We start from the raw sequence: 22,046 nt of genomic DNA, 5'->3' as shown, positions 1-22,046 counted from the left end.
GACCCCTGGTTGTTAATGCATGAGGTAGGCGTCTTCCTTGGACGCCAGGGAGATTTCGCGCGGGGTAATAACGCCCAGGACATCCGTGGCCCGTTGACTGTTGTCATCATGCATGACCAGAACCACCTCGCAGTTGCTGGCATGCATGGAGCGCATCAGCTTTGACCAGCTGGTTTCGGACGTGACCCTGAGGAAGTTGCGATCAATGGTCCAGTCAGTGTTTTCCGGAGCGCTCAGCAGATGCAGGTTCTCATGGACCACGCCATCAATGGTGTCGTTATCCACCGCTATGGCGTAACGGGGGGCCCTTTCCGGGGTGTGGGTCGCCTCCCACTGTCTCAGAAGCTGCACATCAATCAGGTCGAATTCGGTATTCATCAGTGTCCCCGCGCTGTGGAGGTGGGACGTTGCCGCCTGAAGGCCGTGGGGAACACTGTAGCCCCGGCGTACAAGCTTGAGGGTATAGATGCTCTCCTCAGTGATCGCCGACCGAACCGCGTAGGCAAACGACACCGTTGCGATAATCGGCAGCATGGCGGCGTAGTCACCGGTCAGCTCGAAGACCATGATGACGGCGGTCAGCACCGCACCGGTGGTTCCCGCGATCATCCCGCCCATGCCTGCAATCGCGAGTACCACTGGATCGACCCCGCTGGCCGGAAAGACCATCAGGACAAGGTTGCCAAACAGGGCTCCGAAGATGGCGCCGAGAAACAGTGAAGGGGCAAAAACGCCGCCGGAGGCGCCGGAGCCCAGTGTCAGAGCTGTTGCCAGCCACTTACCCAGGAAGAGCAGGGCCAGGAACAGGGGGTCGGAAAGGATGCTGCGCAGAACATCCAGAATAGTGGGGTAGCCAACACCCCCAATGTGGTATTGGCCGGTATAGACGATGAATCCGTACAGCATGACGCCGACGACGGCCATCCCGCTGACATGGCGCACATAGGAGTTGGTGAAGCGGTATTCGAACCAGTCTTCGAACGAATAGATGGAGCGGATGAAACCGGAAGAAATGACGCCGATCAACGCACCCAGCGGAATACAGGCAAAAAGTGAATAAAAACCCACCAGATGGTTCTCAAAGACCACCAGCTCGGGGACATCGAACGAGGGGTGGAGGCCGCTGTAAAAACGCCCGATATAGGTCGCCGTTACCGTGGCGATTGCCACCACGGTGACTGTGCGGGCACTGATCGAGACCAGCATCAACTCCATGGCAAAGGCGAGACCGCCAATCGGGGCATTGAAGGTTGCGGCCACCGCAGCTGCGGCACCTGCGCCCACGAGCACCACCCTTTGGCGTGCCGGCATGGTGATGAGCTGTCCCAGGCTGGAACCGAAGGCGGAGCCGATCTGGACAATGGGGCCTTCACGCCCGACAGACCCGCCACTGCCAATGGAAACCGCGGAAGTCAGCGCCTTGGCGATCACTACGGAGGGCCGGATCCGGCCCTGGCTGAAGTAGATGGCGTTCATCACTTCCGGGACCCCGTGGCCGCGGGTTTCCGGAGCAAACCGTTCGGTTATCCAGTTAACGATGATGGCACCGACAACAGGCACCAGGATGACGCCTGCCCCCCAGGTGCTGGGTGCGATATGGATATCCGGCTGGAAGGCCAGACTCAGCTCGCCATAGAAAAAGAGGTTGCGGAAAAAACCAATGATGGCTTTGAAGGCAATCGCACTGAAACCACCAAAGATGCCCACCCCCACTGCGAGGATCAGCATGATGCTGGCGTTGAGAGGCTGGTTTGGGCTTGCTCCCTCTATAGGAGCGGTGGCTGCCCCTTCAGTCTGGTTGTTGGTGGTTTGGCTCATAGAGACCATACGGAGGTAAAGCGATCACTATTCTTATACAAAGCCTGAAGCCGCTGCAAGGAATCCTGCTTTCCTGTTCTGAGCAGCTTATCCACTGGGGATATCGAATAAACGCCCGAGAGCTGCAGGAACAAAGGTTTCCGTGCGCAGTATCCGTGGTCCCAGATGCACCGGTTCGAAACCCTGATCGCGGATCAGTTCCACTTCATAGGGGATGAAGCCGCCCTCCGGGCCGATGCAAAGGCTTACAGGTTCGTCCAGACCCTGCGGGCAGGCACCGGCGCTGCCAGGATGGGCGATCAGACGGCGGCTCCCGGTTGTGATGGCAGCGAGCTCATCTTCTACAAAGGGCTTGAAGCGGTTGCGCTGCAGGATCGTCGGCCACCCGGTGTCCCGCCCCTGTTCCAGCCCCAGGGTGATCTGTTCAGTAAGGGATTCCGGTTGCAGCCAGGGGGTCTGCCAGTAGCTTTTCTCCACCCGGTAGCTGTTGACCAGCACCAGGTGCTTGACGCCCATGGAGACAACGGACTGGATGATCCGGCGCAGCATCTTGGGGCGTGGCAGCGCGAGCACCAGGGTCAGTGGCAGGGGAGCAGGAGGTGCCTCATCCAGCTCCAGGGCGAGGATGGCCTCATGAGCATCCAGGTGCTCGATCCGCGCCCTTCCCATGGCGCTGTCACGCAATCCCACTCTCAGTGTGTCGCCTGTACCGGCCCTGTGTACCTGGTGGAGATGCTGCAGCTGGCGACCGGTCACACGGGCCCGCTCCCGGGTCTCCAACTGTTCCGGATGGAGCAGGAGCAGGTTCATGCCGCGTCCGCATCCTCCGGTGGGCGGCGGCGCTCGACCATGCGGCCGAAGATGAGCCCGATCTCGAACAGCAGCCACATGGGTCCGGCCAGAAGCGTCTGGGAGATCATGTCCGGGGGCGTCATCAGCATGCCCACCACAAAGCAGCCCACCACCACGTAGGGGCGCTTCTCGCGCAGGGACTGGGTATCCGTGGCACCACTGAGAATCATCAGCATGATGGCGATCGGGATCTCGAAGGCGATGCCGAAGGCGAACAGCAGCTTGAGCACAAAGCTCAGGTAGCTGCTCATGTCCGTCATGACCGTAACCTCAGCCGGCCCCACGGAGGTGAAGAAAGCGAATACCAGCGGAAAGACCACGTAGTAGGCGAACACCGCCCCCAGGTAGAACAGCAGGATGGAGGAGGCCAGCAGCGGAAAGGCGATGCGTTTTTCGTGGCGGTACAGCCCCGGCGCCATGAAGCGCCAGATCTGGTAGAGCACCACGGGCATGGCCAGGAAGGTCCCCAGCACCAGGGTCAGCTTCAGGGGCGCGAAGAAGGGGGCTGCCACGTCCGTGGCGATCATGCTGCTGCCTTCGGGCAGGTAGGCCCGCAGGGGCCCGGAGAGCCAGGCATAGAGCTGGTTGGCGAAGGGGTAGAGCGCGAGGAAGATCACCAGGATGGCGAGAATGGCCTTGAGCAGCCGGTTGCGCAGCTCCACCAGGTGGGCCACCAGCGGCATGGTGTTCTCGTCGGGGTGGTTGTCCTGCTGGCTCATGAACTGTTCCCGGAGCCGCTCCGGTTGGTGGTGTCGGACTGGTTACTGCCGGCCCCGTCGCCGTTCACGGGCTTCAGGTAATCCTCATCCAGCTTTGCCTCATCCAGGGCTTCACGCATGTTCTGCTGGATGTCCTCATAGCCGATGTCGCTTTTTTCCCGGCGCAGCTGTTCCCGGATCTCCTCGGCCTTGACCTGGCGGTCGAGTTCCTCGGAGAACTGGCGGGTCATGCGGCGGGCCTTGCCGATCCAGTGCCCGGCCGTGCGCGCAGCTGTGGGCAGGCGTTCCGGCCCGAGCACCAGCAGAGCAATAACGCCACAGAGGAAGAGTTCCAGGAACCCGAGATCAAACATTCAGTGCGCCTCAGGAATGCTCGTGATCGCGGCGCTTCTCCGCTTCGGGCGTCTCCTCGCTGTTCTTCTGCTCCAGAGTGCGACCGCCCGGGGTGTCGTCCTCCTGCTCCTCGTCATCCTTTGACTTCCCGCTGTCGCCATCATTGACGGCCTGCTTGAAGTTGCGGATGGCGCTGCCGACGTCGCCGCCCATGTTGCGCAGTTTCTTGGTCCCGAACACCAGAATGACGATGCCGAAGACGATCAGAAGCTGCCAGATACTGATTCCACCCATGTTGAATTCCTCCCGTTCAGGATTCCGGCGTGCGCCGGGCTTTTTCTTCAATGCCGGAGAGGCCGAAACGCCGTGCCAGTTCATCGAGCACTGCGTCCGGGCCTTCGCCCCGGTTGGAGAGCATGACCAGACTGTGGAACCACAGATCCGCCGTTTCGGCGATCAGCTCCCGGTTGTCACCGGAGTGTTCCGCGTCCTTGGCCGCGATCAGGGTTTCCGTGCATTCCTCCCCGACCTTCTCAAGAATCTTGTTGAGCCCCTTGTGATGGAGCTTCGCAACGTAGGAGTCGTCCGGGTCCGCATTCCGGCGCCGTTCCTCCAGTACCTCGGCCAGCTGGCTCAGTACCGTGTCCATCAGCTCTGCTCCGCTCCGTAAATGGCCTCAGGGTCCTTCAGGACCGCTCCGGATTCCTGCCAGGCACCGTTCTCGAGTCGGCGGTAGAAGCAGTGTCGCCGCCCGGTGTGGCACGCAATGCCGCCGATCTGTTCCACCCGCAGCAGGATGACATCCGCATCACAGTCCAGCCGCATCTCGTGGACCTTCTGCACATGGCCGGAACTTTCGCCCTTGTGCCAGAGCCGGTCCCGTGACCGGGAATAATAGACGGCTTCGCCGGTTTCCGCTGTCTTTTCCAGCGCTTCGGCGTTCATCCAGGCCATCATCAGCACATCGCCACTGGCGGCATCCTGGGCAATGGCGGGAACCAGCCCGTCTTCATTGAAAGCCACGTCGCCGATCCATCCGGGAAGGGTGTCTGCTGTCATCTCAGTGTCCGCTGCTGTTACTGCCATACCACAATAACACGCCGCCGGTGCCCAGCAGAATCCAGCTGGCGGCCGGCAGGTTCTTCAGCCATTCCTGGAGGCCGGGTTCCGCCACTGCCAGTGCCCCCATTGCACAGGCGGCCGCCCCGAGCAGGGGCAAGAGGCGGAAGCGGGGTGCGGCGGCGGGCGCGGGCTGTGGCTGCACGGGCGGTGGGTCGCCGGCGAGGCGCTCCAGCGCGTCGTGGAACAGCTGGGGCATCTCTGGCGCCTGTTCCGCCCAGTCCGGCAGGTGTTCGCGCAGTGAGCGCATCACACCGGGCGGGCCCATCTGCTGCTGCATCCAGTTCTCCAGGAAGGGCTGGGCGGTGGCCCAGAGGTCCAGGTCCGGGTAGAGCTGGCGGCCCAGACCTTCCACGTTGAGCAGGGTTTTCTGCAACAGTACCAGCTGGGGCTGGACCTCCATGTGAAAGCGCCGGGCGACCTCGAAAAGACGCAGCAGGAAGTGGCCGAAGGAGATGTCGCGCAGCGGCCTGGCGAAAATGGGTTCGCAGACGGTGCGGATGGCGGCCTCGAATTCGTCCACGCGGGTGTCGGCCGGGATCCAGCCGGACTGGATGTGGAGCGCCGCGACCTGGTGGTAGTCCCGCCGGAAGAAGGCGAGCAGGTTGCGCGCCAGGTAGCTCTTGTCCGAGGGCCCGAGAGTGCCGACGATGCCGAAGTCCAGTGCGATGTACTGGGGATCGGCGGGGTTGGAAACATCCACGAAGATGTTGCCGGGGTGCATGTCGGCGTGGAAGAAGCTGTCCCGGAAAACCTGGGTGAAGAAGATTTCCACGCCCTTCTCGGCAAGCACCTTCATGTCCACGCCGGCGGCGTGGAGGGCCGCTGTGTCGCCGATGGGGATGCCGCTGACCCGCTCCATGGTGACCACCCGGCGTCCGGTGTGGGACCAGTAAACCTCGGGCACGTAGATCAGCGGCGAGTCCGGGAAGTTGCGCCGCAGCTGGCTGGCGTTGGCCGCCTCGCGCTGCATGTCCAGCTCGTCGAAGATGGTCTTCTCGTAGTCCGTGACCACTTCCACCGGTCGCAGGCGCGGCCCCTCGGCCCAGAAGCGCTGCAGAAGCCGTGCCATCAGGTAGAGCAGGCGGATGTCCTGCCGGATCACTTTCTCGATGCCCGGGCGGATGACCTTGACCACCACGGCGGTACCGTCCAGCAGTTTCGCGCCGTGGACCTGGGCGACCGAGGCCGAGGCCAGCGGATCCTGTTCGAATTCGCTGAAGGAGTCAGCGATGTCCGCTCCCAGTTCCGCTTCCACAATAGCCCGTGCGTCATTGCTGTCGAAGGGGGCAACCCGGTCCTGGAGGTGGGCCAGGGATTCGGCCATATCCTCGGGCAGCAGGTCGCGCCTTGTGGAGAGGATCTGGCCGAACTTGATGAATACTGGCCCCAGGTCCTCCATGGCCTGGCGCAGGCGTTCGCCGCGATTGGCTTCCGGCTGCGGGAAGAGACGCCAGGGGGCGATGGCCAGCAGAAAGCGGATGCCGGCCGGCAGGGTCAGGAGGCGCAGGAAGGTGTCGAGCCGGTAGCGGCTGAACACCCACAGGATCCGGAGCAGGCGGCCGAGGTTGATCAACGGTCCTCCCCGGGCGCCAGGTTGTTGAGGCGGTTCTCAAGCGCCTTCACGCGGGATTCCAGCGCATCGATGTCACTGAAGCGGGCCTCGGCCTCGTGGCGACCGGGCACCAGGCCGGATTCCTCGTGCAGGTAATCCTCAATGTTCGCGTGTACCGAGGCGCGCGCCTGCTGGCTCCAGCGCAGGGCATCCCGCAGGCGCCGGGCAATGACGTGGGCGGGCACATCCCCGAGGGTGCGGGCCAGGAAAGCCTCCCAGTCCGGCGCGAGCGCATGCAGTCGCTGTGCGAGGTGGCGGACGCGCTCACTGTCCCCTTCGACCGTGATCAGGCCCTGGTCCAGGCCACTGGTGTCGCCGCCGGCCAGTGCCAGAAGCGCCAGTGGCGTGGCGGTGATGTGCGTGTCCGCGCCCGTGCCCGGGCCGGACGGGCCCTGTTTCAGGGCAAGCCGGTCGCCCGAACGCGCCAGTGTCAGGGTGGTCCCGAAGGGCACCAGTGTGATCGCCACCGGCGCTGCCAGCTCTTCAAGCAGGATGTCCCTGGCCGCCGGGTCTGCTTCGAGAGCACGGTTCAGGGCAGAGGCGGCCATGGTGGTGGCCTGGTTGAGCAGGGTGCCGCCCAGTCCCATCAGGGCTTGATCCCCGCATGCAGCGCGACGATGCCGCCGGTCATGTTGTGGTACTTGCACTGCACCAGGCCCGCCTCTTCCATCATGCCCTTGAGGGTTTCCTGGTCCGGGTGCATGCGGATGGATTCGGCGAGATACTGGTAACTCTCGCTGTCACCAGCCACCAGCCGGCCCATCAGGGGCAGGGCGGTGAAGGAGTAGGTGTCGTAGGCCTTGTTGAGCAGCGGATTGACCGGCTTGGAGAACTCCAGGATCAGCAGCTTGCCGCCGGGTTTGAGGACGCGGGTCATCTCGCGCAGCGCCAGGTTCTGGTCGGTGACGTTACGCAGGCCGAAGGCAATGGAGACGGCATTGAAGTAATTGTCCGGAAAGGGCAGGCACTCGGCGTTGGCCTGCACGTAGTCCACGCGCCCGGCGTAGCCGCGGTCGATCAGGCGATCCCGGCCCACCTCCAGCATTTCCTGGTTGATATCGGCCAGCACAACCTCGCCTTCGGTGCCTACACGGTCCGCGAACTGCATGGTCAGATCGCCGGTGCCGCCAGCGATGTCCAGGATCCGGTGGCCGGGGCGCACACTGCTCAGCTCGATGGTGAAGCGCTTCCAGAGCCGGTGGATGCCCATGGACATCAGGTCGTTCATCAGGTCATACCGGCTGGCAACCGAGGAGAAAACCTGGCCGACGTGCTTCGCTTTTTCCTGCTTCGGCACCTCGCGGTAACCGAAATGGGTGGTGTCCTGATCCGCCATGGGGACCTCCGCTGATGCTTTGGCGTATTCTAACCCCGGAGGGCCCGCTTGTCTGCGCCGGGTGAGCTCCACTCGCCTCACGGGTCGTAGTTGCGTAAAATTGCGCGCAACGCCCGTAATCATTGTTTTGTTCGCCGAGGAGTCCCGATGTCCCGTATCCAGATCCACCGCGCGCACGCCATGGACCACGAACACGCGTTGCGGGTGGCCGATGAGCTGGCCCGGGAGATGACGGCGCACTACGACTTTGAGTGGCACTGGGAAGGCGAGCGCCTGAAGCTGCGCCGGACCGGCCTGAAGGGGGAGGTGGCGGTCAACCCGCAGGACATCGGTGTGGATCTGGAGCTGGGCATGATGCTGCGGCCCTTCAAGGGGCGGATCGAGCAGGAGGTGGTGCGCCAGCTTGAGGCTATCCTTAAACGCCACAGCTGATCGCCGGCCGTGAGCGTCACTCGCGCGGGAGCGGCTCCCCTGCCAGCATCCTTTCCATGACACGGGTTTCGCGCTCGCGGATGGTTTCCAGCAGTTGCGACACACCGCCCATGGCGCGGAATGCGTGGACGCCCTCCGTAATGAAGCGATAGAGCTCGCCCAGACCGGCCATGCGCGCGGGCTGATGCATCATCTTCAGCCCCATGCGCAGGGAGCGGTGATTCACGTAGCGCTCCAGGTCCCGCCCCACGGCATCCACCAGTTCGATCTGTCGCCGCCGCTCCGTCACCTGCCCGCAGGCGCGGTAGGCTTCGGCATAGGTGGTGTCGGACATGCTTTCGATGCCATTGGCATCCAGCGCCCGCTCCCGGGTGAGCCACTCGGTCATGGCCAGGTCCAGGCGCTGGCTGATCAGGTTGAGCTCCACCAGTTGTGACAGGGTGAAGAGCGCACTGTCGGGGCTCAGGCGGACCAAGTAGGGGAAGATGCGGTCAAAGTCGTCATCGCGGCGGCTGAAATCCTGGGGCGCGTAGAGGTCCTCCAGCAGGAAATCCAGGGCCTCGTGGTAGCGCGGTGATTCGTAGAGGTCCCGGTGCGTCTCGCGCAGACGCGCCGCCTGCCAGCGGCCCAGGGCCTCAATGGCCGGTTCCAGTGGATGCCCAACCCGTTCCTGCCGGAAGTCGTGGTAGCTGAGCATCAGCTCCTGGAGCCGGCGCGCGTTGGGGGTCCGTGTCTGGGTCTGGGTCAGCTTGTAGCGGTACACACCCGTCCTCCGTTCATGCGGACGGGCATTCTAGTGGGGTCGGGAATGTCCGACAATGGCGCTCAGGCCACCCTGGGGATGTCATCCATGGAAGGCACCCAGCTTTCACTGTCCAGTGTGATGAAGTGACTGGTGCCCTGGGTCTCCACGATCCGCACCGAGGTTGCCGAATGACGGGCGGCGTTCATCATCGCCTCACGGTCCAGGATGCGGTCGGTTTCCGGGACCAGAATGGTGCCCTGGCGGATGTTGGCAAGGATGCTGGTGTCCCACTGCTCCATCCAGGCCATGATGTTCTCGATATTGCGCACGATGGTCAGGTGGTCCTGGGTGGCCGAGAACATCCGGTTGAGCAGCGTCTTCTTGCGCGGGTTCATGCGCCCGAAGAAGGTCTGGGCATAGGCGGACGAGGGCGTGCTGTTGATGGCGCGCACGATCCAGGGCCACATGCCGTGGCTGACCGGCTCCAGGATGGCCCGGACCAGGGCGTGGAGTTCGCCCTGGGGCAGCACCGGCGCCTCAAGGACCACGTCGATGTCCTCAAACAGTTCCGGGCGCTGGCGGGCGGCTTCCAGAATCACACCGCCGCCACGGGAATGGCCGTGTACCCGGATCTGGTTCGAGGAGGGCAGGTTCTCGAGGGTCTGGATGAGGATGCGGGCATCGTACTCAATGGTGGCCTCGGTGTGCGGGTTGCGCAGCACCCAGTCGGGCCGTTCCAGGTTCGGGCCGCTCACCGGAATGTGATAGTTGGAGCAGGTCAGCAGGATCAGCTCGGTGGTGGGCTCCTGGTAGAGCTGCGTGAAATAGCACTGGTTCTCGAGAAAGCCATGCACCCCGATCACGGTGTGGTGGGCCTCGCCGCTGTGATTGCGCACGGCCACAGCGCCGGAGCCGACTTCGTAGACCCGCCCTGAGAACATCTCACTGTACGCGGGTTCGATGCGTTTCTTCAGCTTGCGGATGTCACTGGCTTTCATGGCTCTGACCTCCTGAGCGCGGCCGTATACACCTTTTCGATGACCGGCTTATGACGGAATCTTTACCTTACAGTATAGAAATGCATTGGGGCTGGGGAGTGGAATTTTGTAAACAGTCCGCCGGTTGAGACAACAGTCACGCCGCGGCTGATCGGCCTCTTCGACCAATGCATAAGGGTCAATGACTGGAAAACCGGGCCATCGGAAGGCACTATAGCCGCTGTTCCGAACAGCCTGGTCAAACCTGAGGGAGGTCCGCATGAGTGACAAGCGCATAGAGAAAGACAGCCTCGGCGAGGTGGAAGTCCCGGCCAACGCCCTCTGGGCGGCCCAGACCCAGCGCGCCATCGATAACTTCCCGGTGAGCGGCCGGCCCATGCCCGGCGCCTTCATCCACGCCGTGGTACGGATCAAGCGCAGCGCCGCGCGCGCCAATGCCGTGCTGGGGCTGCTGGATGCGGATCGGGCCCAGGCCATCGAAACGGCCTGTGATGAGGTGCTGGGTGGCGCCCATGCCGACCAGTTCCCGGTGGACGTATTCCAGACCGGATCCGGTACCAGCACCAACATGAACGTGAACGAGGTGATCGCACGCCTGGCCTCCAACCACAGCAGTGAGCCGGTCAACCCGAACGATCATGTGAACATGAGCCAGAGCAGCAACGACGTGATCCCGACTGCGATCCATCTGAGCGCGGTTACCGAGGTGCATGAGTCGCTGCTGCCAGCGCTGGACCACCTGATGCAGACCATCGCGGGCCGTGAGAAAGAGACCGAGTCCGTGGTCAAGACCGGCCGCACCCACCTGATGGATGCCATGCCCGTGACCGTCGCCCAGGAACTGCGCACGTGGCGGGACCAGATCAGTAACGCCCGCGACCGCCTGGAGCAGGCAGCCAAGGACCTGCTGCGCATTCCCCAGGGGGGTACCGCCGTGGGTACGGGCGTGAATGCCCATGCGGATTTCGCGCGCCTGTTTGCCGAAGAGCTCAGTGCGCTGACCGATCACCACTTCACCGCGATGGAGCATCCGTTCGTCGGCCAGAGCGCCATTGATGCGCCGGTGGCCTTGTCCTCCGCCTACCGTGGGCTGGGCACGGTGGTCATGAAGATCGCCAATGATCTGCGCTGGATGAACAGCGGCCCCATCCATGGGCTGGGCGAGATCACGCTGCCGGCGCTGCAGCCGGGCTCCAGCATCATGCCCGGCAAGGTGAACCCGGTGATTCCGGAATCCGCCGCCATGGTGGCCGCGCAGGTGACCGGCCTGGACGCCACCGTGAACACCGCCGGCCAGTCCGGCAACTTCCAGCTCAACGTCATGCTGCCGCTGGTAGGCTGGAACCTGCTGGAAATGAACGGTCTGCTCTCGAACACGGCACGGGTGATGGCGGACAAGGCCATTGCCGGCTTTACTGTAAACAGTGACGTGATGGCTGAAGCAGTCGGCAAGAACCCGGTGCTGGTGACGACGCTCAACCCTGTCATCGGTTACGCCAAGGCGGCCGAGGTTGCCAAGAAGGCGTATGCGACCGGCCGCTCCATACTGGACGTGGCGAAGGAAGAGACGGATGTGCCGGAAGACGAGCTGCGCGACCTGCTCGACCCGATCAAGCAGACCAAGGGCGGCCTGCCGGACGCCTGACCGGCGTCCGCTGCGGGGCAGCGTGTCATGCTGCTGATCCCGGAGCTGGTGGCGCTGCTGATCGTGGCCAACGGGGCGCCCCTGGTCCTGAGCCGGATTCTGGGGACCCGGGGCTACCCGGTGGACTGCCGGTTGCAGTTGCCGGATGGCCGCCGGCTTTTCGGGGCCAGCAAGACCTGGCGTGGCCTGGCGGTGGCGATCGTTGCCGCTGCCGTCGTTGCCTGGCTGTTCCGGCTCGGCTTCATCTTCGGGGCGGTGTTCGGCGCGGCGGCGATGCTCGGGGATCTGCTTTCAAGCTTCGTTAAGCGCCGTTTCGGTCTTGGCGCCGGTGATCGGGCCCTGGGCCTGGATCAATTGCCGGAAGGGTTGCTGCCCAATTTCGTCGCCTGGTGGTGGCTGGGTGTTTCGGGCTGGGTGGCGCTGCTGGCGGCCCTGATCTTCTGCGTGCTCAATATCTGGGGCTCGCCCCTCCTTTACCGCCTCGGCATTCGCCGGCGGCCTCACTGACCCACGGAATCCGGGCCGGCACTGAGTTGGTGCAGGGTCACTTCCGGTGGGCAGTTCAACCTGACGTTGAGAATGGATGTGCCGGCGCCGGTGGTGGTGTAGCCCTGCATGGCATCCTCCATCCAGTTGCCGCGCCCGAGCCGGCGTGGAATCCGTGCATCCAGCGTGAGCGGAATCCCGCCTGGCAGGCACAGCTGGCCGCCATGGGTATGGCCACAGAGGTAGAGATCGAATCCCGCGCGGGCCGCTTCCGTGTGGATCTCGGGTGTATGGCTGAGAAGCAGTGACAGGGCGCCTGGAGGGATATCCCGTGTGGCGGCGGCAAGGTCATGGGTCTGGTAGAGGTGCGGGTCATCCACCCCGGCAATCCAGAGCGCGGCGTCCTCCCGTTCCAGGCACAGGCTTTCGTTCATCAGCATGCGGTAGCCCATGCTTTCCATCTCCGGAACCATCAGCACGCTGTCGTGGTTCCCCAGAATCGCAAGGGGCGTTCCCTTAAGGTGGGTTCTGAGCCGCCGCATGCCTTCCATGGCCGGGGCGATGTCGCCCCAGGTGTCGCGCCGGTAGTCGCCGGTGATCACGCAGAGGTCATAGTCCAGCTCCCGGACCGTCTCGATCACGGCGTGCAGGTTGGCTTCGTCCATGTCCACATGCAGGTCGCTGAGCTGCAGCAGGGTGTAGCCCTCGAGGGCCGGCGGAAGCCCCGGTACCACAAACCGGTTTCGGGTCACCCTGAGAGCACGGCTGTTACTGACGGCGCGTTGATAGAGGCCGCCGAGGCTGAGAGCAAGCCGCACCAGGCCGGGCATGGAATAGAGGTTTTCGGGGTGCACGTGCTTACCGGTGCGGCTGAGGAACAGCGCTTCGCGTTCATGCTCGGTGGCCAGCCGCCGACGCGCATGGTCCGCCCCGAGCCGAAGTTCCAGCTGGTAGGTGCGCTCAGTGTCGCTGTGGTCCCCGATCAGGGGGCTGGTAAATCCATCCATGAGACGACCGCTCCGGAAGCCCGCGATTTGCCTTCATCATAGCAGGGAATGGAGGCTGCGGGCCCGCCTTGACAGTTGCTGCGCCTGCGTGGATTCTCTGCCTTTCCTGAAGGAATTCCAGCTGATTCAAGGAGGAACACGATGCCTGCAAGCGTATTACGCATTCCTGTAGCGGCCCTTCTGGCCATGTTCATGGTGGCTACCGTGCATGCCGAAATCTTTACCTGGACCGATGACGAGGGCGTCACTCACTACACAGACCAGCCGGGGAAAGAGGGCGCTGAAGAAGCGACGTCGCCTGAACTCGCGAATTCCCCCATGGAGCTGCCGGAGCCCGGGACCTGGAAGCCGGAGAGGGAGAATCGGGAAGACGATGGCAATGACCATAAGGCGGCCAGGGAGACAGTGTCGGCCCGGGAGCGCCGCTGCCAGCGGTACGAGGAGCGCCTGAGCCGGGTTAACGAAGAGCTTGGCCGTGGCTACCGGGAACCACGGGGCAACCGGCTGAGAGCGGAGCGGCGGGAGCTCCGCTCTAAGATCTTCAGTGAGTGCTGAGCTTGCGCAAGGCGCTGGCCGCGCTTGCGCTCTCCCACGCCTGGTGGTTACCCGTTGGAGACCAGAGGGTAGCCCTCCTCGGTGAGGCGTTCCGCCAGGGCCTTGATGTGGGCTGGGCCCACCTCGCAGCAGCCACCAACGATGGTTGCGCCTTTTTCAACCCAGTTCAGGACCTGTTCCGCGTAGGCATCGGGGCCAAGATCCTTGCGAGCCTCCAGAACATCCACGGTTCCGCCGGGCTCCAGAGCCGCGACGGAGGTGAAGGCATTGGCGTAGCCGCCAAAAGGCACGCCCAGCTCCTTGAGCACGTCCATGGCTGTAGTCAGCGCCTCGGGCACGGCGCAGTTGACCAGTACCGCACTGGCACCGGCATCCACGACAGCCCTGGCCGACTCGGCGAGAGGTTCGCCGGAGCGCAGCTTGGTGCCGTCGGCATCGTCCACCGTGAACGCCGTCCAGACCGGAAGGCCACTTTCCACCGCTGCCACGGTCGCTGCATGCGCCTCATGGGCAATGGACATGGTTTCGCAGAGGAAAAGATCCACTCCGCCCGCTTTCTGTGCCTCCACCATCTGCCGGTACTCTTTCAGGCAGGTCGCCTCGTCGTGGGCAACTTCGGGGCGATAGCTTGCCACCAGGGGCGGCAGGCAGCCCGCGATCCGAACATCCTGACCACTCTCGCTGCAGGCCTTGCGCGCGGCGTCCAGCGCTGCCTTGTGCAGCGGTTCGAACCAATCGGGTTGGCCGTCTCGAGCCAGGCGTGTCGGCGTGGCACTGTAGGTGTTGAGGGTGATGACGCGGGCACCGGCATCAATAAAGTCACGGTGGGCGTCGACCACCAGGTTTGGCTCGTCGAGCATGACCTGGGCGGACCACAGCGGCGATGCGGGCTGCTCGCTGCGTTTCTGGAGTTCCTGGCCCATGCCGCCATCCAGCATGGTGATCGAGGCTTTGTTGGTGGTCATGATGCGGTATCCTTATTATTGGTGCGCAGGCGTCAGCGCTGCTGACGAATCTTCTGGACCCTAGCCGTTTCTGCGGTCTGGCTCAAGATATAAGGCAGGCTCATGACAGCACTCACCCTGGATCTGGACGAGACCCTGTGGCAACTGGATGGCGTGATTGAGCGGGCCGAGCGGGCGACACACGAGTTCCTTCTGGCCGAACATCCAACTCTCGCCAACGCCTATCCCCCGGAGCGCATGCGCGCTCTGCGTACAGAAGTCGCTGAAGCCGACCCGAGCCTGCAGCACGACGTCACCGCATTGCGTCTTCGCACCCTGGAGCGGGCCGCGCGCCACGTGGAGGCACCGCTGCGCATCGCGGAGGCCGCCTTCGAGGTCTTCATGGAGGCGCGACACCAGGTCACCCTCTATCCCGATGCCCTGCCGTTGCTTGACCGGCTCCTCGGGCGGCTGCCACTGGTCGCCCTGACCAATGGCAACGCCGATGTGCACCGGATCGGGATGGGGCATTATTTCGTGGCGGCGCACTCGGCCGTGGAAGTGGGGGCCGCGAAACCGGAACGCCCGATGTTTGAAGCGGCTGCTTCCAGCACAGGCGTGCCCCTGGAGACCCTGATCCATGTCGGTGACGACCCGGTGACCGATGTCGCCGGCGCCGCCCGGCATGGCCTGCGCCCAGTCTGGCTCAATCGCTCCGGCTCGCCCTGGCCGGAGGACGTGCCCCGGGTGGCCTATGATGAGATCCGTGGCCTGGATGAGCTTCCGGGGCTGCTCAGGCGGCTGAGGCCGGATCTGCAGTTGTCATGACCAACCCGAGCGATTCCGCCGGTGTTCAGCGTGGACACTCGGTGGACATATAAGGGAAATCAGTGAGAAAGACATAAAAAGCCCTGACGAATCAGGGCTTTGGGTCTTGCTGTTTGGTGGAGGCGGCGGGAATTGAACCCGTTGAAGTCGTTCACAATCAGCCACTTAAGAACGCAGAGCACCATAAAACAGGGAGTTACGGCGCTGAAAACCACAGTAGCCCGCTTTAATGCGTGGTGATGTTGACACTTCGTCGACACCCTCACGTCGGTAGGGGCTTTCTATAGGCACAAAAAAAGCAGCCCCTAGGGCTGCTTCTGCTCGAATGACAGGCGCCTTTAGCGGCCTGCCAGAGCGGATTCCTCAATAGGCTCGACCTGCTTCAGGCGCTCAACGAGATCCTTGGGCACACGGCGTTGCTTGGACTTCTTGACGTTAAGTACCCGTTGAGCCTCTGCAAATTCAGCGTCTGTGGGCTCGTAAGGCTTGGGGTAGCCTTGCTGATCAGTAGCTTGCGTGTTGAGCTCTTCTACAGGCTCAACTTTTTCTGCTACAGCCATAGCGTCTCTCTCCTCTATCGCTCAGTGACTGTCAGTTTCAGTCACTGTCGCTCAAAACCAATACTACTAGTAGTGGGTGCATACGTCCACGTATAGACTCATTCGCACACACCTCTACACATGCGTCCACGTTCACAATCCCGTTTTGTGTACCTGATGTTTGTGAGAGCTTATTCAAGGTTGACCACATAGTGCCCACCAGCAAAAGGGGAATACCCCTTCTTCACGTAGGTTCCGAAGTTCTCGTATTGCCTGTGAACGTCTTCTTTATCTACGGGGTTAGTGATGAGCACTCTACGAGCCTGTATCACAGATGCATAGTTCACAGCCGCCAATACACACAGAGGCGTGACGAGCCCTTTTCCCGCGGTGCTGCTTGGGTTTCGTTGCATGAGGTCAATACGAACGTGAGTTTTCCCTTTTGGTACACGCCCGAAAGCTGCTCCAATGACCTCCCAACCGCTGAACAGAGCAACATGGAAGTGCCTCGGGCGGGTGCTGCTGCCTTGGCGAGCCCAGTCCCAGCTCGCTAAAGCGTTGTCCCACGTCTGAACGGTATCCAGGACGGGCTTATTCAGAGAGGCCATATAGAAGTTGTGGGGTAGAGGGAAAGCCGGCGCTGCCTGGGCAGTCGCCCTACTGAACGCTTTCGACCTCATTACTTCATAGTAGTGCCCGATGTCCTTGCGGGAAGTGGACATTCTACATTCCGATCCTTCAGTGTCTGGCATTTAAGCGTCGAAGATTCAGACGACACCATACACAAGCCCGAGCCTAGTCGTCTTCTTCCAAGCCAGCGATTCTACGCATGGAGGGGCTCAATGATCGAGGGGGCATCATAGTCCGGCTTGTTCATCCCGGGCGTAACCGGCCAGCTATCCAGCCGCGAAGGGTCAGAGCCTCTGGGCGACCTGGCGAACCTGGTCACGGCTGGTGATCTCAAGGCTCAACCAATCCCAACGGCATTCAGGATCCAGGACGACAGGCTGACGGTCGTGGATGTGGCGCAGGTTCGGCGCGGCAGGCTCGGTCAGAATAGCGGCCAATATGCCAGGTTCAATATCCCCCGTATAGATGCCTAAACTGACCCCCTCCACAGCTGCACCGGATAGGGGAGATTGACTTCCAGAACCCGTTTTCGTCCGTGCGCCCGTTGAAGGTCCCTGAACAGGAAATGGGTTACCTGGAACACGATGAGATCGAGGCGATCTTCCAGGAACTCAGCAACAGCGACAACCCGCACGTGTACCTGGTTGCCCGGCTCAGCCTGGAAACCGGTGCCCGATGCTCGGAAGCCGAAGGGCTGACCAGGGATAAGGTGAAGCGGTACCGCGTGACCTTCGTGAACACTAAGTCCGGCCGGAAACGCACGGTCCCGATCTCCCAGGATCTGCATGCACCAGGCGATCACGGAACACCTGAAAGAGTGGGGCAGTTTTGGAACGTCCACGATCTCGGCATTCCGGCGAACTGTGAGAAGGGCAGAGTTGACCCTGCCAAAGGGCCAGTGCGCTCACATACTCCGCCACACTTTCGCCAGTCACTTCATGATGAACGGCGGCAACATCTTTCCGCTTCAGCGGATCCTGGGTCATGCATCCATCAGCATGACGATGCGCTATGCACACCTGTCACCGGATCACTTGGAAGATGCTGTTAGGTTTAATCCGTGGGTGGGGAGTTAATGAGTACAAGAGGCACTTGGCCTCTTGTACTCGGCTTGGGCTAATCGAAAACGATTACCGTACATTCATAGCTTTGGACGTTTTCTGCCTTGCATATTTGAGAAGCGTTACTGCGGTCTCGCGTTGGGTCGTCTACTTCTTCGCTAGAATGCAAGGAGAAAGCTAGTAATGTAAGAATCAATAAAATGAGGAATTTGCTGAAAAATAGCTTTTTTCTATAAAGTCTATTCACCTTATAGGGAAATTTAAATTTAAAGTTCTGGGTAATAACTCTACTATTGACGCCATCGTCAACTAATTTGTTGACATTACGTTTGATCAGTTTCATTGGAAATCTCCTAATTTCGTTTTGCTGATAAGCGTAGCGGCCGGCCAGCACCACCTGGACGGCCGCAAAACCTTCCCGAAGAAGATCTAATGTGCCCGCTTGATTAACACATCCCTCCACGGTAACACGACCGTAATGGTTGGGTCTATCTGCATTCGTTTTGGTTATTTGCTTGATTGATAGCGGGGTGCTCGCTGCCGATAGAGCCTAAATTGGGTTAACGCCTCTCTATTGTGGGATCGGTGGAGTCATGCAGCGGTTGGGTGCTTGGATGCGGTGTGGACACGTCGGGGCTTTGTTGGTGGGTATAACGCAAAAAGCCCTGAAGAATCAGGGCTTTGGGTCTTGCTGTTTGGTGGAGACGGCGTCACTTGAAAAGGTCGCGTAAGAGAATGATATAAAACGATTGTGCTTCTGCGTTAGCCTCTAGTTACCCACATTATTACCCACACTTTGAAGGCGTGAAGACCGCTGTAACCGCCTGTCTGTTCGACTCTTCAAGGTACTCTGACTGCCGAACACTGCTGTGTAAAGTATTGTTAAATCTATATAGGTAGCGTGCACATAGATGCAGTGTGCATCCATAACAACCGAGCGTCCTTCAGACACATATCACCTCCGTGAGGACGGACCAGGAGTCTGTCCACCACTGATCGCACAGAGGAGATGATCATGCCACTTGAATGTCCGCGCTGTCAGTCCAACCGGATTGGCAGCAATAACTATGGGAAGAAGGGCGCCGGAGTGGTCGGCGCGGGTGCCGGCACTGTTGGGGGCATCAGTGCCGCCTCTTCCGGTGCCGCTTATGGCGCCTCCTTGGGCTTTTTCGCTGGGCCCGTTGGCGCCACGGTCGGCAGCCTTTCCGGGGCCATCATCGGAGGGCTGGTGGGTGGTACCACCGGAGCGTCTGCTGGTGTCGCCCTTGGAAGCGTGCTCGATGAGCAGGTGCTGGATAACCAGCGCTGTCTCGACTGCAACTACTGCTTCCGTAGTGCTCCATCCGAAGAACGCGAGGCATCCGGAGACCCCGGGTAACTGACCGCCCAACGACGTTCACGCAAGCAAAACGACATAGAGGCCGTGCTGGGTTCCAGCGCGGCCTTTTTTATTTCTGGGAGGACAATTCGATGAGTCATTTGGTTGAAGAGATGGCCTACGTGGGCCGCACCCCCTGGCATGGCCTGGGCAATCAGCTGGACAGCGGCCAGCCGCTGGATGTCTGGGCGCGTCAGGCCGGGTTGAACTGGTCCATTGAGGAAAGCCCCGTGCAGTTCCCTGTGGTCGACGGGGAAGGAAACGAGGAGCTGGCGAGTGTGCCGGGCAGCAAGGTGCTCTACCGCTCGGACAACCAGGCCCCGCTGTCGGTGGTTGGGGACCGCTTCAACGTGGTCCAGCCCGAAGAGGTCCTGGAGTTCTACCGGGATCTGACCGAGATCTCTGGCTTTGAGCTGGAGACCGCCGGCTCGCTCAAGGGCGGGCGCAAGCTCTGGGCCCTGGCCCGTACCGGTCAGTCCACCACGCTGAAAGGCGGTGACCAGACCGATGCCTACGTCCTGTTGGCCACAGCCTGTGACGGCAGTATGGCGACAACCGCTCAGTTCACCAGCGTGCGGGTGGTGTGCAACAACACCCTGGCGGTGGCCGTGAATGGGGCCGGTGGTGCCGTGAAGGTCAAGCACAGCACTCAGTTCGACGCGGAAGCTGTGAAGAAGCAACTGGGCATCTCGGTCACAGCCTGGGATGAGTTCATGTACCGGCTGAAGACCCTGAGCGATCGCAAGGTAAAGGACCGCGAGGCTCAGGACTTCTACCGGGAGCTGTTCACCGATATCCCAGGCCAGCCTGCCGGTAAGACCAACGAGCGAGCCATGAAGCAGGCTCTGTCCATGTTCGAGGGTAACGGAACCGGCTCACAGCTGGCCTCCTCCAATGGCACGGCCTACGGCCTGGTCAACGCGGTGACGGAGTTCATCGACCACGAGCGCCGCGCCAAGAGCGTGGATCACCGGCTGGATTCAGCCTGGTTCGGCAATGGCGCCGCCATTAAGGAACGCGCCTTCGAGAAGGCCCTCGCACTGGCCGCCTGACCCCTCTCAACCACTGATAACGACATAGAGGCCCGTCGGAGCCAAGCGCTCCGGCGGGGTTTTTTCGTCTGGAGGAAAGCACCATGGAAATGCAGCAATCCCAGCAATCCCATAAAGCCGCCCTGCGGCTGGTATCCACCAAGTCCATGAGCCGGGATGAATGGCTCGCCATCCGGAGAAATGGCATCGGCGGCAGTGATGCGGCCGCCGCTGTGGGACTCAGCCCTTACCAGTCCCCGTTGGAGCTGTGGATGGTCAAAACGGGAAGGGATGCGACTCTTCCCAAGCCCGATCCGGAGGACCAGGGTTCCCCGGTGTACTGGGGCAATGTCCTGGAGCCCATCGTAGCCGAGCACTACAGCAAGCGTACCGGGCGCAAGGTCCGGCGCGTGAATTCGGTACTCCAACACCCGGATCCCAATAAAGCCTGGATGCTGGCCAACCTGGATTACGCCGTGGTCGGTGACGATGAGGTCCAGGTCCTGGAGTGCAAGACGGCCGGGGAGTTCGGATCCCGCAAGTGGCGCAATGGCGTACCGGACTACGTCCAGTGCCAGGTCCAGCACCAGCTGGCGGTCACCGGCAAGAAAGCCGCTGATGTGTGCGTGCTGCTGTGCGGTCAGGAGCTCAAGATCTACCGGATCCAACGTGACGACGAGCTCATTGCCGAACTGATCCGCCTGGAGCGCCAGTTCTGGAGCTACGTGGAGACGGATACCCCGCTGCCGGCGGATTATTCCGACTCAGCCGACCGCGCTCTGCGCCATCTCTATCCCAGTGACAACGGGGAGGAGCTGGATCTGCGGGATGATCGGGAAGCCTGCAAGACCTTCGACCAGCTGCAGTCCGCCCGCCGCCAGATGGAGGCACTGAAGCAGGCGGAAGCCCAGCTCAAGCACACCCTCCAGCAACGCATGGGCGAGGCCACCAAGGCGATCTTCCCCCAGGGCACCGTGTCCTGGCGAAAGAGCAACGACAGCGTGGCCCTCGACACCAAGCGGCTGCTGAAAGACCAGCCCCAACTGCTGGATCAGTACCCGGTAACCAAACCGGGCAGTCGTCGGTTCCTGATCAACGACTGACGCCATTTCATCCCTACCACCGGGGCGGCCCAGGCCGCCTCACGCTAATCACCGCCAGGAGGTAACTGCCATGATTAAAGGGCTTGCCATCACACCGCCGGTACTGGGCCGGATCAGCATTGGCCGCGTCGTTGAGAAAAACGGCCAGCGCCTGCCCCAGAAAGACAACCAGTTCACGATCACGACCCAAATACAGGAACAGGGAGAGTGGATACTGCATCCCAAAGATGAAGAACTGAGGGAGTCCGCCCCCAACAACAAGCTCCGAACCATCCCGGTGCGGATGCTGTTCAATTACGCCGACCTGAACCTGCGGGCGGAATACACCATGTTCGACCGCGCGAATGGCCGACCGGTCTGTGTAGGCGATGGAGAGAGCTGCCGCCGGCTCACAGAATCCGGTGTGCAGTCACTGCCATGTCCCGGGCCGACACTCTGCGAGTTCGGCAAGGGTGGGCTGTGCAAGCCCTATGGGCGGTTGAACGTGCGCATTGGGGATGATGACGAACTGGGCACCTTCATCTTCCGCACCACCGGCTACAACAGCATCCGCACCCTGGCGGCGCGGCTGCGTTACTACCAGGCCGTCTCCGGCAACAGGCTGGCGTTCATGCCGCTGGAACGTAAGCGTTCATTCCAAGACGTGGTAGACCTACGCCAAGCGAGTTGATCACTTCACTTCATGAAGCGGTTTCAGTAATTCCGGCGAGACCTTGTACTGCTTGGTCCCGTCTTCGGCGAGCACGATCACGCTCTTGCGGTTGATCTTGGTGACGATGCCGAACGCCGGTCCCTCGCGAGTCTCGAAGGTCACCTTAAGCCCGACCCGCAGCTGGCTCAGCGCCTGCAGGTTTTCCTGCTCTTTGAGTTCA

General features: G+C 61.8%; 27 protein-coding genes and 2 pseudogenes. 11 read left to right on the top strand and 18 right to left on the bottom strand.

The annotated features are described in order from the left end of the window. Nucleotides 1–12: 12 nt before the first annotated feature. The 10 genes from CK501_RS00140 to ubiE all read right to left on the bottom strand — a co-directional run bounded on the left by CK501_RS00140 (nt 13) and on the right by ubiE (nt 7,792). Nucleotides 13–1,818, bottom strand: coding sequence for a chloride channel protein (locus tag CK501_RS00140; protein ID WP_198949327.1), 1,806 nt, complete (start codon nt 1,816–1,818; stop codon nt 13–15). An 87-nt stretch (nt 1,819–1,905) separates the two neighbouring features. Next, a complete protein-coding gene (locus CK501_RS00135) occupies nt 1,906–2,628 on the bottom strand; it encodes a 16S rRNA (uracil(1498)-N(3))-methyltransferase (RefSeq protein WP_095615708.1) in 723 nt (240 codons plus the stop codon). Further along, entirely contained in the window at nt 2,625–3,389 is a 765-nt protein-coding gene (gene tatC / locus CK501_RS00130) for a twin-arginine translocase subunit TatC (protein WP_095615707.1), read from the bottom strand. Before tatC ends, CK501_RS00135 begins: the two co-directional genes overlap by 4 nt. Next, nucleotides 3,386–3,742: a Sec-independent protein translocase protein TatB gene (gene tatB, locus CK501_RS00125; protein WP_095615706.1), complete on the bottom strand. Its 357-nt coding sequence runs from the start codon at nt 3,740–3,742 to the stop codon at nt 3,386–3,388. Before tatB ends, tatC begins: the two co-directional genes overlap by 4 nt. 10 nt (nt 3,743–3,752) lie before the next feature. Further along, nucleotides 3,753–4,016: a twin-arginine translocase TatA/TatE family subunit gene (tatA, locus tag CK501_RS00120; RefSeq protein ID WP_095615705.1), complete on the bottom strand. Its 264-nt coding sequence runs from the start codon at nt 4,014–4,016 to the stop codon at nt 3,753–3,755. A 16-nt stretch (nt 4,017–4,032) separates the two neighbouring features. Beyond that, entirely contained in the window at nt 4,033–4,371 is a 339-nt protein-coding gene (locus tag CK501_RS00115) for a phosphoribosyl-ATP diphosphatase (RefSeq protein WP_095615704.1), read from the bottom strand. Next, nucleotides 4,371–4,781, bottom strand: a complete 411-nt coding sequence (gene hisI, locus CK501_RS00110; protein WP_095615703.1) for a phosphoribosyl-AMP cyclohydrolase — start codon at nt 4,779–4,781, stop codon at nt 4,371–4,373. Before hisI ends, CK501_RS00115 begins: the two co-directional genes overlap by 1 nt. 1 nt (nt 4,782) lies before the next feature. Beyond that, complete coding sequence (ubiB, locus tag CK501_RS00105) at nt 4,783–6,417, bottom strand: ubiquinone biosynthesis regulatory protein kinase UbiB (RefSeq protein ID WP_095615702.1); 1,635 nt, start codon at nt 6,415–6,417, stop codon at nt 4,783–4,785. Further along, nucleotides 6,414–7,043: a ubiquinone biosynthesis accessory factor UbiJ gene (locus CK501_RS00100; RefSeq protein ID WP_095615701.1), complete on the bottom strand. Its 630-nt coding sequence runs from the start codon at nt 7,041–7,043 to the stop codon at nt 6,414–6,416. The genes ubiB and CK501_RS00100 overlap by 4 nt, the downstream gene beginning before the upstream one ends. Beyond that, on the bottom strand, nt 7,043–7,792 hold the full coding sequence (gene ubiE / locus CK501_RS00095; protein ID WP_095615700.1) for a bifunctional demethylmenaquinone methyltransferase/2-methoxy-6-polyprenyl-1,4-benzoquinol methylase UbiE: 750 nt from the start codon (nt 7,790–7,792) through the stop codon (nt 7,043–7,045). The genes CK501_RS00100 and ubiE overlap by 1 nt, the downstream gene beginning before the upstream one ends. 147 nt (nt 7,793–7,939) lie before the next feature. Between ubiE and CK501_RS00090 the strand changes: the two genes are divergently transcribed. Next, nucleotides 7,940–8,224 carry a polyhydroxyalkanoic acid system family protein gene (locus CK501_RS00090; RefSeq protein WP_095615699.1) on the top strand — a complete coding sequence of 95 codons (285 nt, stop codon included), beginning with the start codon at nt 7,940–7,942 and terminating at the stop codon, nt 8,222–8,224. Nucleotides 8,225–8,240: 16 nt separating this feature from the next. Here CK501_RS00090 and CK501_RS00085 read toward each other — a convergent pair whose 3' ends face one another. Next, complete coding sequence (locus CK501_RS00085; protein WP_095615698.1) at nt 8,241–8,987, bottom strand: FFLEELY motif protein; 747 nt, start codon at nt 8,985–8,987, stop codon at nt 8,241–8,243. A 62-nt stretch (nt 8,988–9,049) separates the two neighbouring features. Next, nucleotides 9,050–9,967, bottom strand: a complete 918-nt coding sequence (locus tag CK501_RS00080; RefSeq protein ID WP_095615697.1) for an alpha/beta hydrolase — start codon at nt 9,965–9,967, stop codon at nt 9,050–9,052. Nucleotides 9,968–10,226: 259 nt separating this feature from the next. Between CK501_RS00080 and CK501_RS00075 the strand changes: the two genes are divergently transcribed. Together CK501_RS00075 and CK501_RS00070 are read left to right on the top strand one after the other, a co-directional pair. Then, complete coding sequence (locus tag CK501_RS00075) at nt 10,227–11,612, top strand: class II fumarate hydratase (protein ID WP_095615696.1); 1,386 nt, start codon at nt 10,227–10,229, stop codon at nt 11,610–11,612. A gap of 27 nt (nt 11,613–11,639) precedes the next feature. Next, on the top strand, nt 11,640–12,119 hold the full coding sequence (locus tag CK501_RS00070; RefSeq protein ID WP_095615695.1) for a CDP-archaeol synthase: 480 nt from the start codon (nt 11,640–11,642) through the stop codon (nt 12,117–12,119). Here the strand turns inward: CK501_RS00070 and CK501_RS00065 are convergent. Beyond that, nucleotides 12,113–13,105, bottom strand: a complete 993-nt coding sequence (locus CK501_RS00065) for a metallophosphoesterase (RefSeq protein ID WP_095615694.1) — start codon at nt 13,103–13,105, stop codon at nt 12,113–12,115. The genes CK501_RS00070 and CK501_RS00065 overlap by 7 nt on opposite strands. Before the next feature lie 141 nt (nt 13,106–13,246). On the opposite strand from CK501_RS00065, the gene CK501_RS00060 reads away from it, so the two are divergent. Continuing rightward, complete coding sequence (locus CK501_RS00060) at nt 13,247–13,660, top strand: DUF4124 domain-containing protein (RefSeq protein WP_095615693.1); 414 nt, start codon at nt 13,247–13,249, stop codon at nt 13,658–13,660. Between the two features lie 47 nt (nt 13,661–13,707). On the opposite strand, the gene CK501_RS00055 is transcribed toward CK501_RS00060, so the two are convergent. Then, the gene (locus CK501_RS00055) at nt 13,708–14,625 is read right to left on the bottom strand and encodes a homocysteine S-methyltransferase family protein (RefSeq protein ID WP_095615692.1); all 918 of its coding nucleotides are present in this window, start codon (nt 14,623–14,625) and stop codon (nt 13,708–13,710) included. Nucleotides 14,626–14,727: 102 nt separating this feature from the next. On the opposite strand from CK501_RS00055, the gene CK501_RS00050 reads away from it, so the two are divergent. Beyond that, on the top strand, nt 14,728–15,432 hold the full coding sequence (locus CK501_RS00050; RefSeq protein ID WP_095615691.1) for an HAD family hydrolase: 705 nt from the start codon (nt 14,728–14,730) through the stop codon (nt 15,430–15,432). A 338-nt stretch (nt 15,433–15,770) separates the two neighbouring features. On the opposite strand, the gene CK501_RS00045 is transcribed toward CK501_RS00050, so the two are convergent. Continuing rightward, entirely contained in the window at nt 15,771–15,992 is a 222-nt protein-coding gene (locus tag CK501_RS00045; RefSeq protein WP_095615690.1) for a hypothetical protein, read from the bottom strand. 893 nt (nt 15,993–16,885) lie between these two features. Continuing rightward, on the bottom strand, nt 16,886–17,089 hold the full coding sequence (locus CK501_RS17175; protein WP_095615688.1) for an SOS response-associated peptidase family protein: 204 nt from the start codon (nt 17,087–17,089) through the stop codon (nt 16,886–16,888). Nucleotides 17,090–17,166: 77 nt separating this feature from the next. Between CK501_RS17175 and CK501_RS17170 the strand changes: the two are divergent. Together CK501_RS17170 and CK501_RS17165 are read left to right on the top strand one after the other, a co-directional pair. Next, nucleotides 17,167–17,370: pseudogene (locus CK501_RS17170) on the top strand (tyrosine-type recombinase/integrase); the annotation flags it as partial. A gap of 16 nt (nt 17,371–17,386) precedes the next feature. Continuing rightward, a complete protein-coding gene (locus tag CK501_RS17165) occupies nt 17,387–17,677 on the top strand; it encodes a tyrosine-type recombinase/integrase (protein ID WP_408607567.1) in 291 nt (96 codons plus the stop codon). A gap of 40 nt (nt 17,678–17,717) precedes the next feature. On the opposite strand, the gene CK501_RS16650 is transcribed toward CK501_RS17165, so the two are convergent. Further along, complete coding sequence (locus CK501_RS16650; RefSeq protein ID WP_143421358.1) at nt 17,718–18,005, bottom strand: hypothetical protein; 288 nt, start codon at nt 18,003–18,005, stop codon at nt 17,718–17,720. A 672-nt stretch (nt 18,006–18,677) separates the two neighbouring features. Here CK501_RS16650 and CK501_RS00025 point away from each other — a divergent pair. The 4 genes and pseudogenes from CK501_RS00025 to CK501_RS00010 all read left to right on the top strand — a co-directional run. After that, nucleotides 18,678–19,040: a hypothetical protein gene (locus tag CK501_RS00025; RefSeq protein WP_095616557.1), complete on the top strand. Its 363-nt coding sequence runs from the start codon at nt 18,678–18,680 to the stop codon at nt 19,038–19,040. A 92-nt stretch (nt 19,041–19,132) separates the two neighbouring features. Then, a complete protein-coding gene (locus tag CK501_RS00020) occupies nt 19,133–20,092 on the top strand; it encodes a DUF932 domain-containing protein (RefSeq protein ID WP_095615687.1) in 960 nt (319 codons plus the stop codon). 83 nt (nt 20,093–20,175) lie between these two features. Beyond that, nucleotides 20,176–21,174, top strand: coding sequence for a YqaJ viral recombinase family nuclease (locus tag CK501_RS00015; protein WP_095615686.1), 999 nt, complete (start codon nt 20,176–20,178; stop codon nt 21,172–21,174). Between the two features lie 70 nt (nt 21,175–21,244). Further along, nucleotides 21,245–21,802 (top strand): annotated as a pseudogene (locus tag CK501_RS00010) (recombination directionality factor); the annotation flags it as partial. 42 nt (nt 21,803–21,844) lie between these two features. Here CK501_RS00010 and CK501_RS00005 read toward each other — a convergent pair. After that, nucleotides 21,845–22,046, bottom strand: a 202-nt coding sequence (locus tag CK501_RS00005) for a hypothetical protein (RefSeq protein WP_095615685.1), incomplete at its 5' end; no start/stop codon positions are given.

Origin of the sequence: Halovibrio salipaludis, from assembly GCF_002286965.1 — a bacterium.
Taxonomy (GTDB): domain Bacteria; phylum Pseudomonadota; class Gammaproteobacteria; order Pseudomonadales; family Oleiphilaceae; genus Halospina; species Halospina salipaludis.
This window is presented reverse-complemented; position numbering and strand designations above follow the sequence as displayed.

What these genes read in the sequence shown, in the direction of transcription:
- CK501_RS16650 (WP_143421358.1), bottom strand. Translation starts at nt 18,005, where the DNA reads ATGAAACTGATCAAACGTAATGTCAACAAATTAGTTGACGATGGCGTC.
- CK501_RS00045 (WP_095615690.1), bottom strand. Translation starts at nt 15,992, where the DNA reads ATGGCTGTAGCAGAAAAAGTTGAGCCTGTAGAAGAGCTCAACACGCAA.
- tatA (WP_095615705.1), bottom strand. Translation starts at nt 4,016, where the DNA reads ATGGGTGGAATCAGTATCTGGCAGCTTCTGATCGTCTTCGGCATCGTC.
- CK501_RS00065 (WP_095615694.1), bottom strand. Translation starts at nt 13,105, where the DNA reads ATGGATGGATTTACCAGCCCCCTGATCGGGGACCACAGCGACACTGAG.
- CK501_RS00025 (WP_095616557.1), top strand. Translation starts at nt 18,678, where the DNA reads ATGCCACTTGAATGTCCGCGCTGTCAGTCCAACCGGATTGGCAGCAAT.
- tatB (WP_095615706.1), bottom strand. Translation starts at nt 3,742, where the DNA reads ATGTTTGATCTCGGGTTCCTGGAACTCTTCCTCTGTGGCGTTATTGCT.
- CK501_RS00080 (WP_095615697.1), bottom strand. Translation starts at nt 9,967, where the DNA reads ATGAAAGCCAGTGACATCCGCAAGCTGAAGAAACGCATCGAACCCGCG.
- hisI (WP_095615703.1), bottom strand. Translation starts at nt 4,781, where the DNA reads ATGACAGCAGACACCCTTCCCGGATGGATCGGCGACGTGGCTTTCAAT.
- CK501_RS00015 (WP_095615686.1), top strand. Translation starts at nt 20,176, where the DNA reads ATGGAAATGCAGCAATCCCAGCAATCCCATAAAGCCGCCCTGCGGCTG.
- ubiE (WP_095615700.1), bottom strand. Translation starts at nt 7,792, where the DNA reads ATGGCGGATCAGGACACCACCCATTTCGGTTACCGCGAGGTGCCGAAG.
- CK501_RS00050 (WP_095615691.1), top strand. Translation starts at nt 14,728, where the DNA reads ATGACAGCACTCACCCTGGATCTGGACGAGACCCTGTGGCAACTGGAT.
- CK501_RS00140 (WP_198949327.1), bottom strand. Translation starts at nt 1,818, where the DNA reads ATGAGCCAAACCACCAACAACCAGACTGAAGGGGCAGCCACCGCTCCT.
- CK501_RS00060 (WP_095615693.1), top strand. Translation starts at nt 13,247, where the DNA reads ATGCCTGCAAGCGTATTACGCATTCCTGTAGCGGCCCTTCTGGCCATG.
- CK501_RS00070 (WP_095615695.1), top strand. Translation starts at nt 11,640, where the DNA reads ATGCTGCTGATCCCGGAGCTGGTGGCGCTGCTGATCGTGGCCAACGGG.
- CK501_RS00075 (WP_095615696.1), top strand. Translation starts at nt 10,227, where the DNA reads ATGAGTGACAAGCGCATAGAGAAAGACAGCCTCGGCGAGGTGGAAGTC.
- CK501_RS00090 (WP_095615699.1), top strand. Translation starts at nt 7,940, where the DNA reads ATGTCCCGTATCCAGATCCACCGCGCGCACGCCATGGACCACGAACAC.
- CK501_RS00100 (WP_095615701.1), bottom strand. Translation starts at nt 7,043, where the DNA reads ATGGGACTGGGCGGCACCCTGCTCAACCAGGCCACCACCATGGCCGCC.
- CK501_RS00135 (WP_095615708.1), bottom strand. Translation starts at nt 2,628, where the DNA reads ATGAACCTGCTCCTGCTCCATCCGGAACAGTTGGAGACCCGGGAGCGG.
- CK501_RS00055 (WP_095615692.1), bottom strand. Translation starts at nt 14,625, where the DNA reads ATGACCACCAACAAAGCCTCGATCACCATGCTGGATGGCGGCATGGGC.
- CK501_RS00020 (WP_095615687.1), top strand. Translation starts at nt 19,133, where the DNA reads ATGAGTCATTTGGTTGAAGAGATGGCCTACGTGGGCCGCACCCCCTGG.
- tatC (WP_095615707.1), bottom strand. Translation starts at nt 3,389, where the DNA reads ATGAGCCAGCAGGACAACCACCCCGACGAGAACACCATGCCGCTGGTG.
- CK501_RS17165 (WP_408607567.1), top strand. Translation starts at nt 17,387, where the DNA reads ATGCACCAGGCGATCACGGAACACCTGAAAGAGTGGGGCAGTTTTGGA.
- CK501_RS00115 (WP_095615704.1), bottom strand. Translation starts at nt 4,371, where the DNA reads ATGGACACGGTACTGAGCCAGCTGGCCGAGGTACTGGAGGAACGGCGC.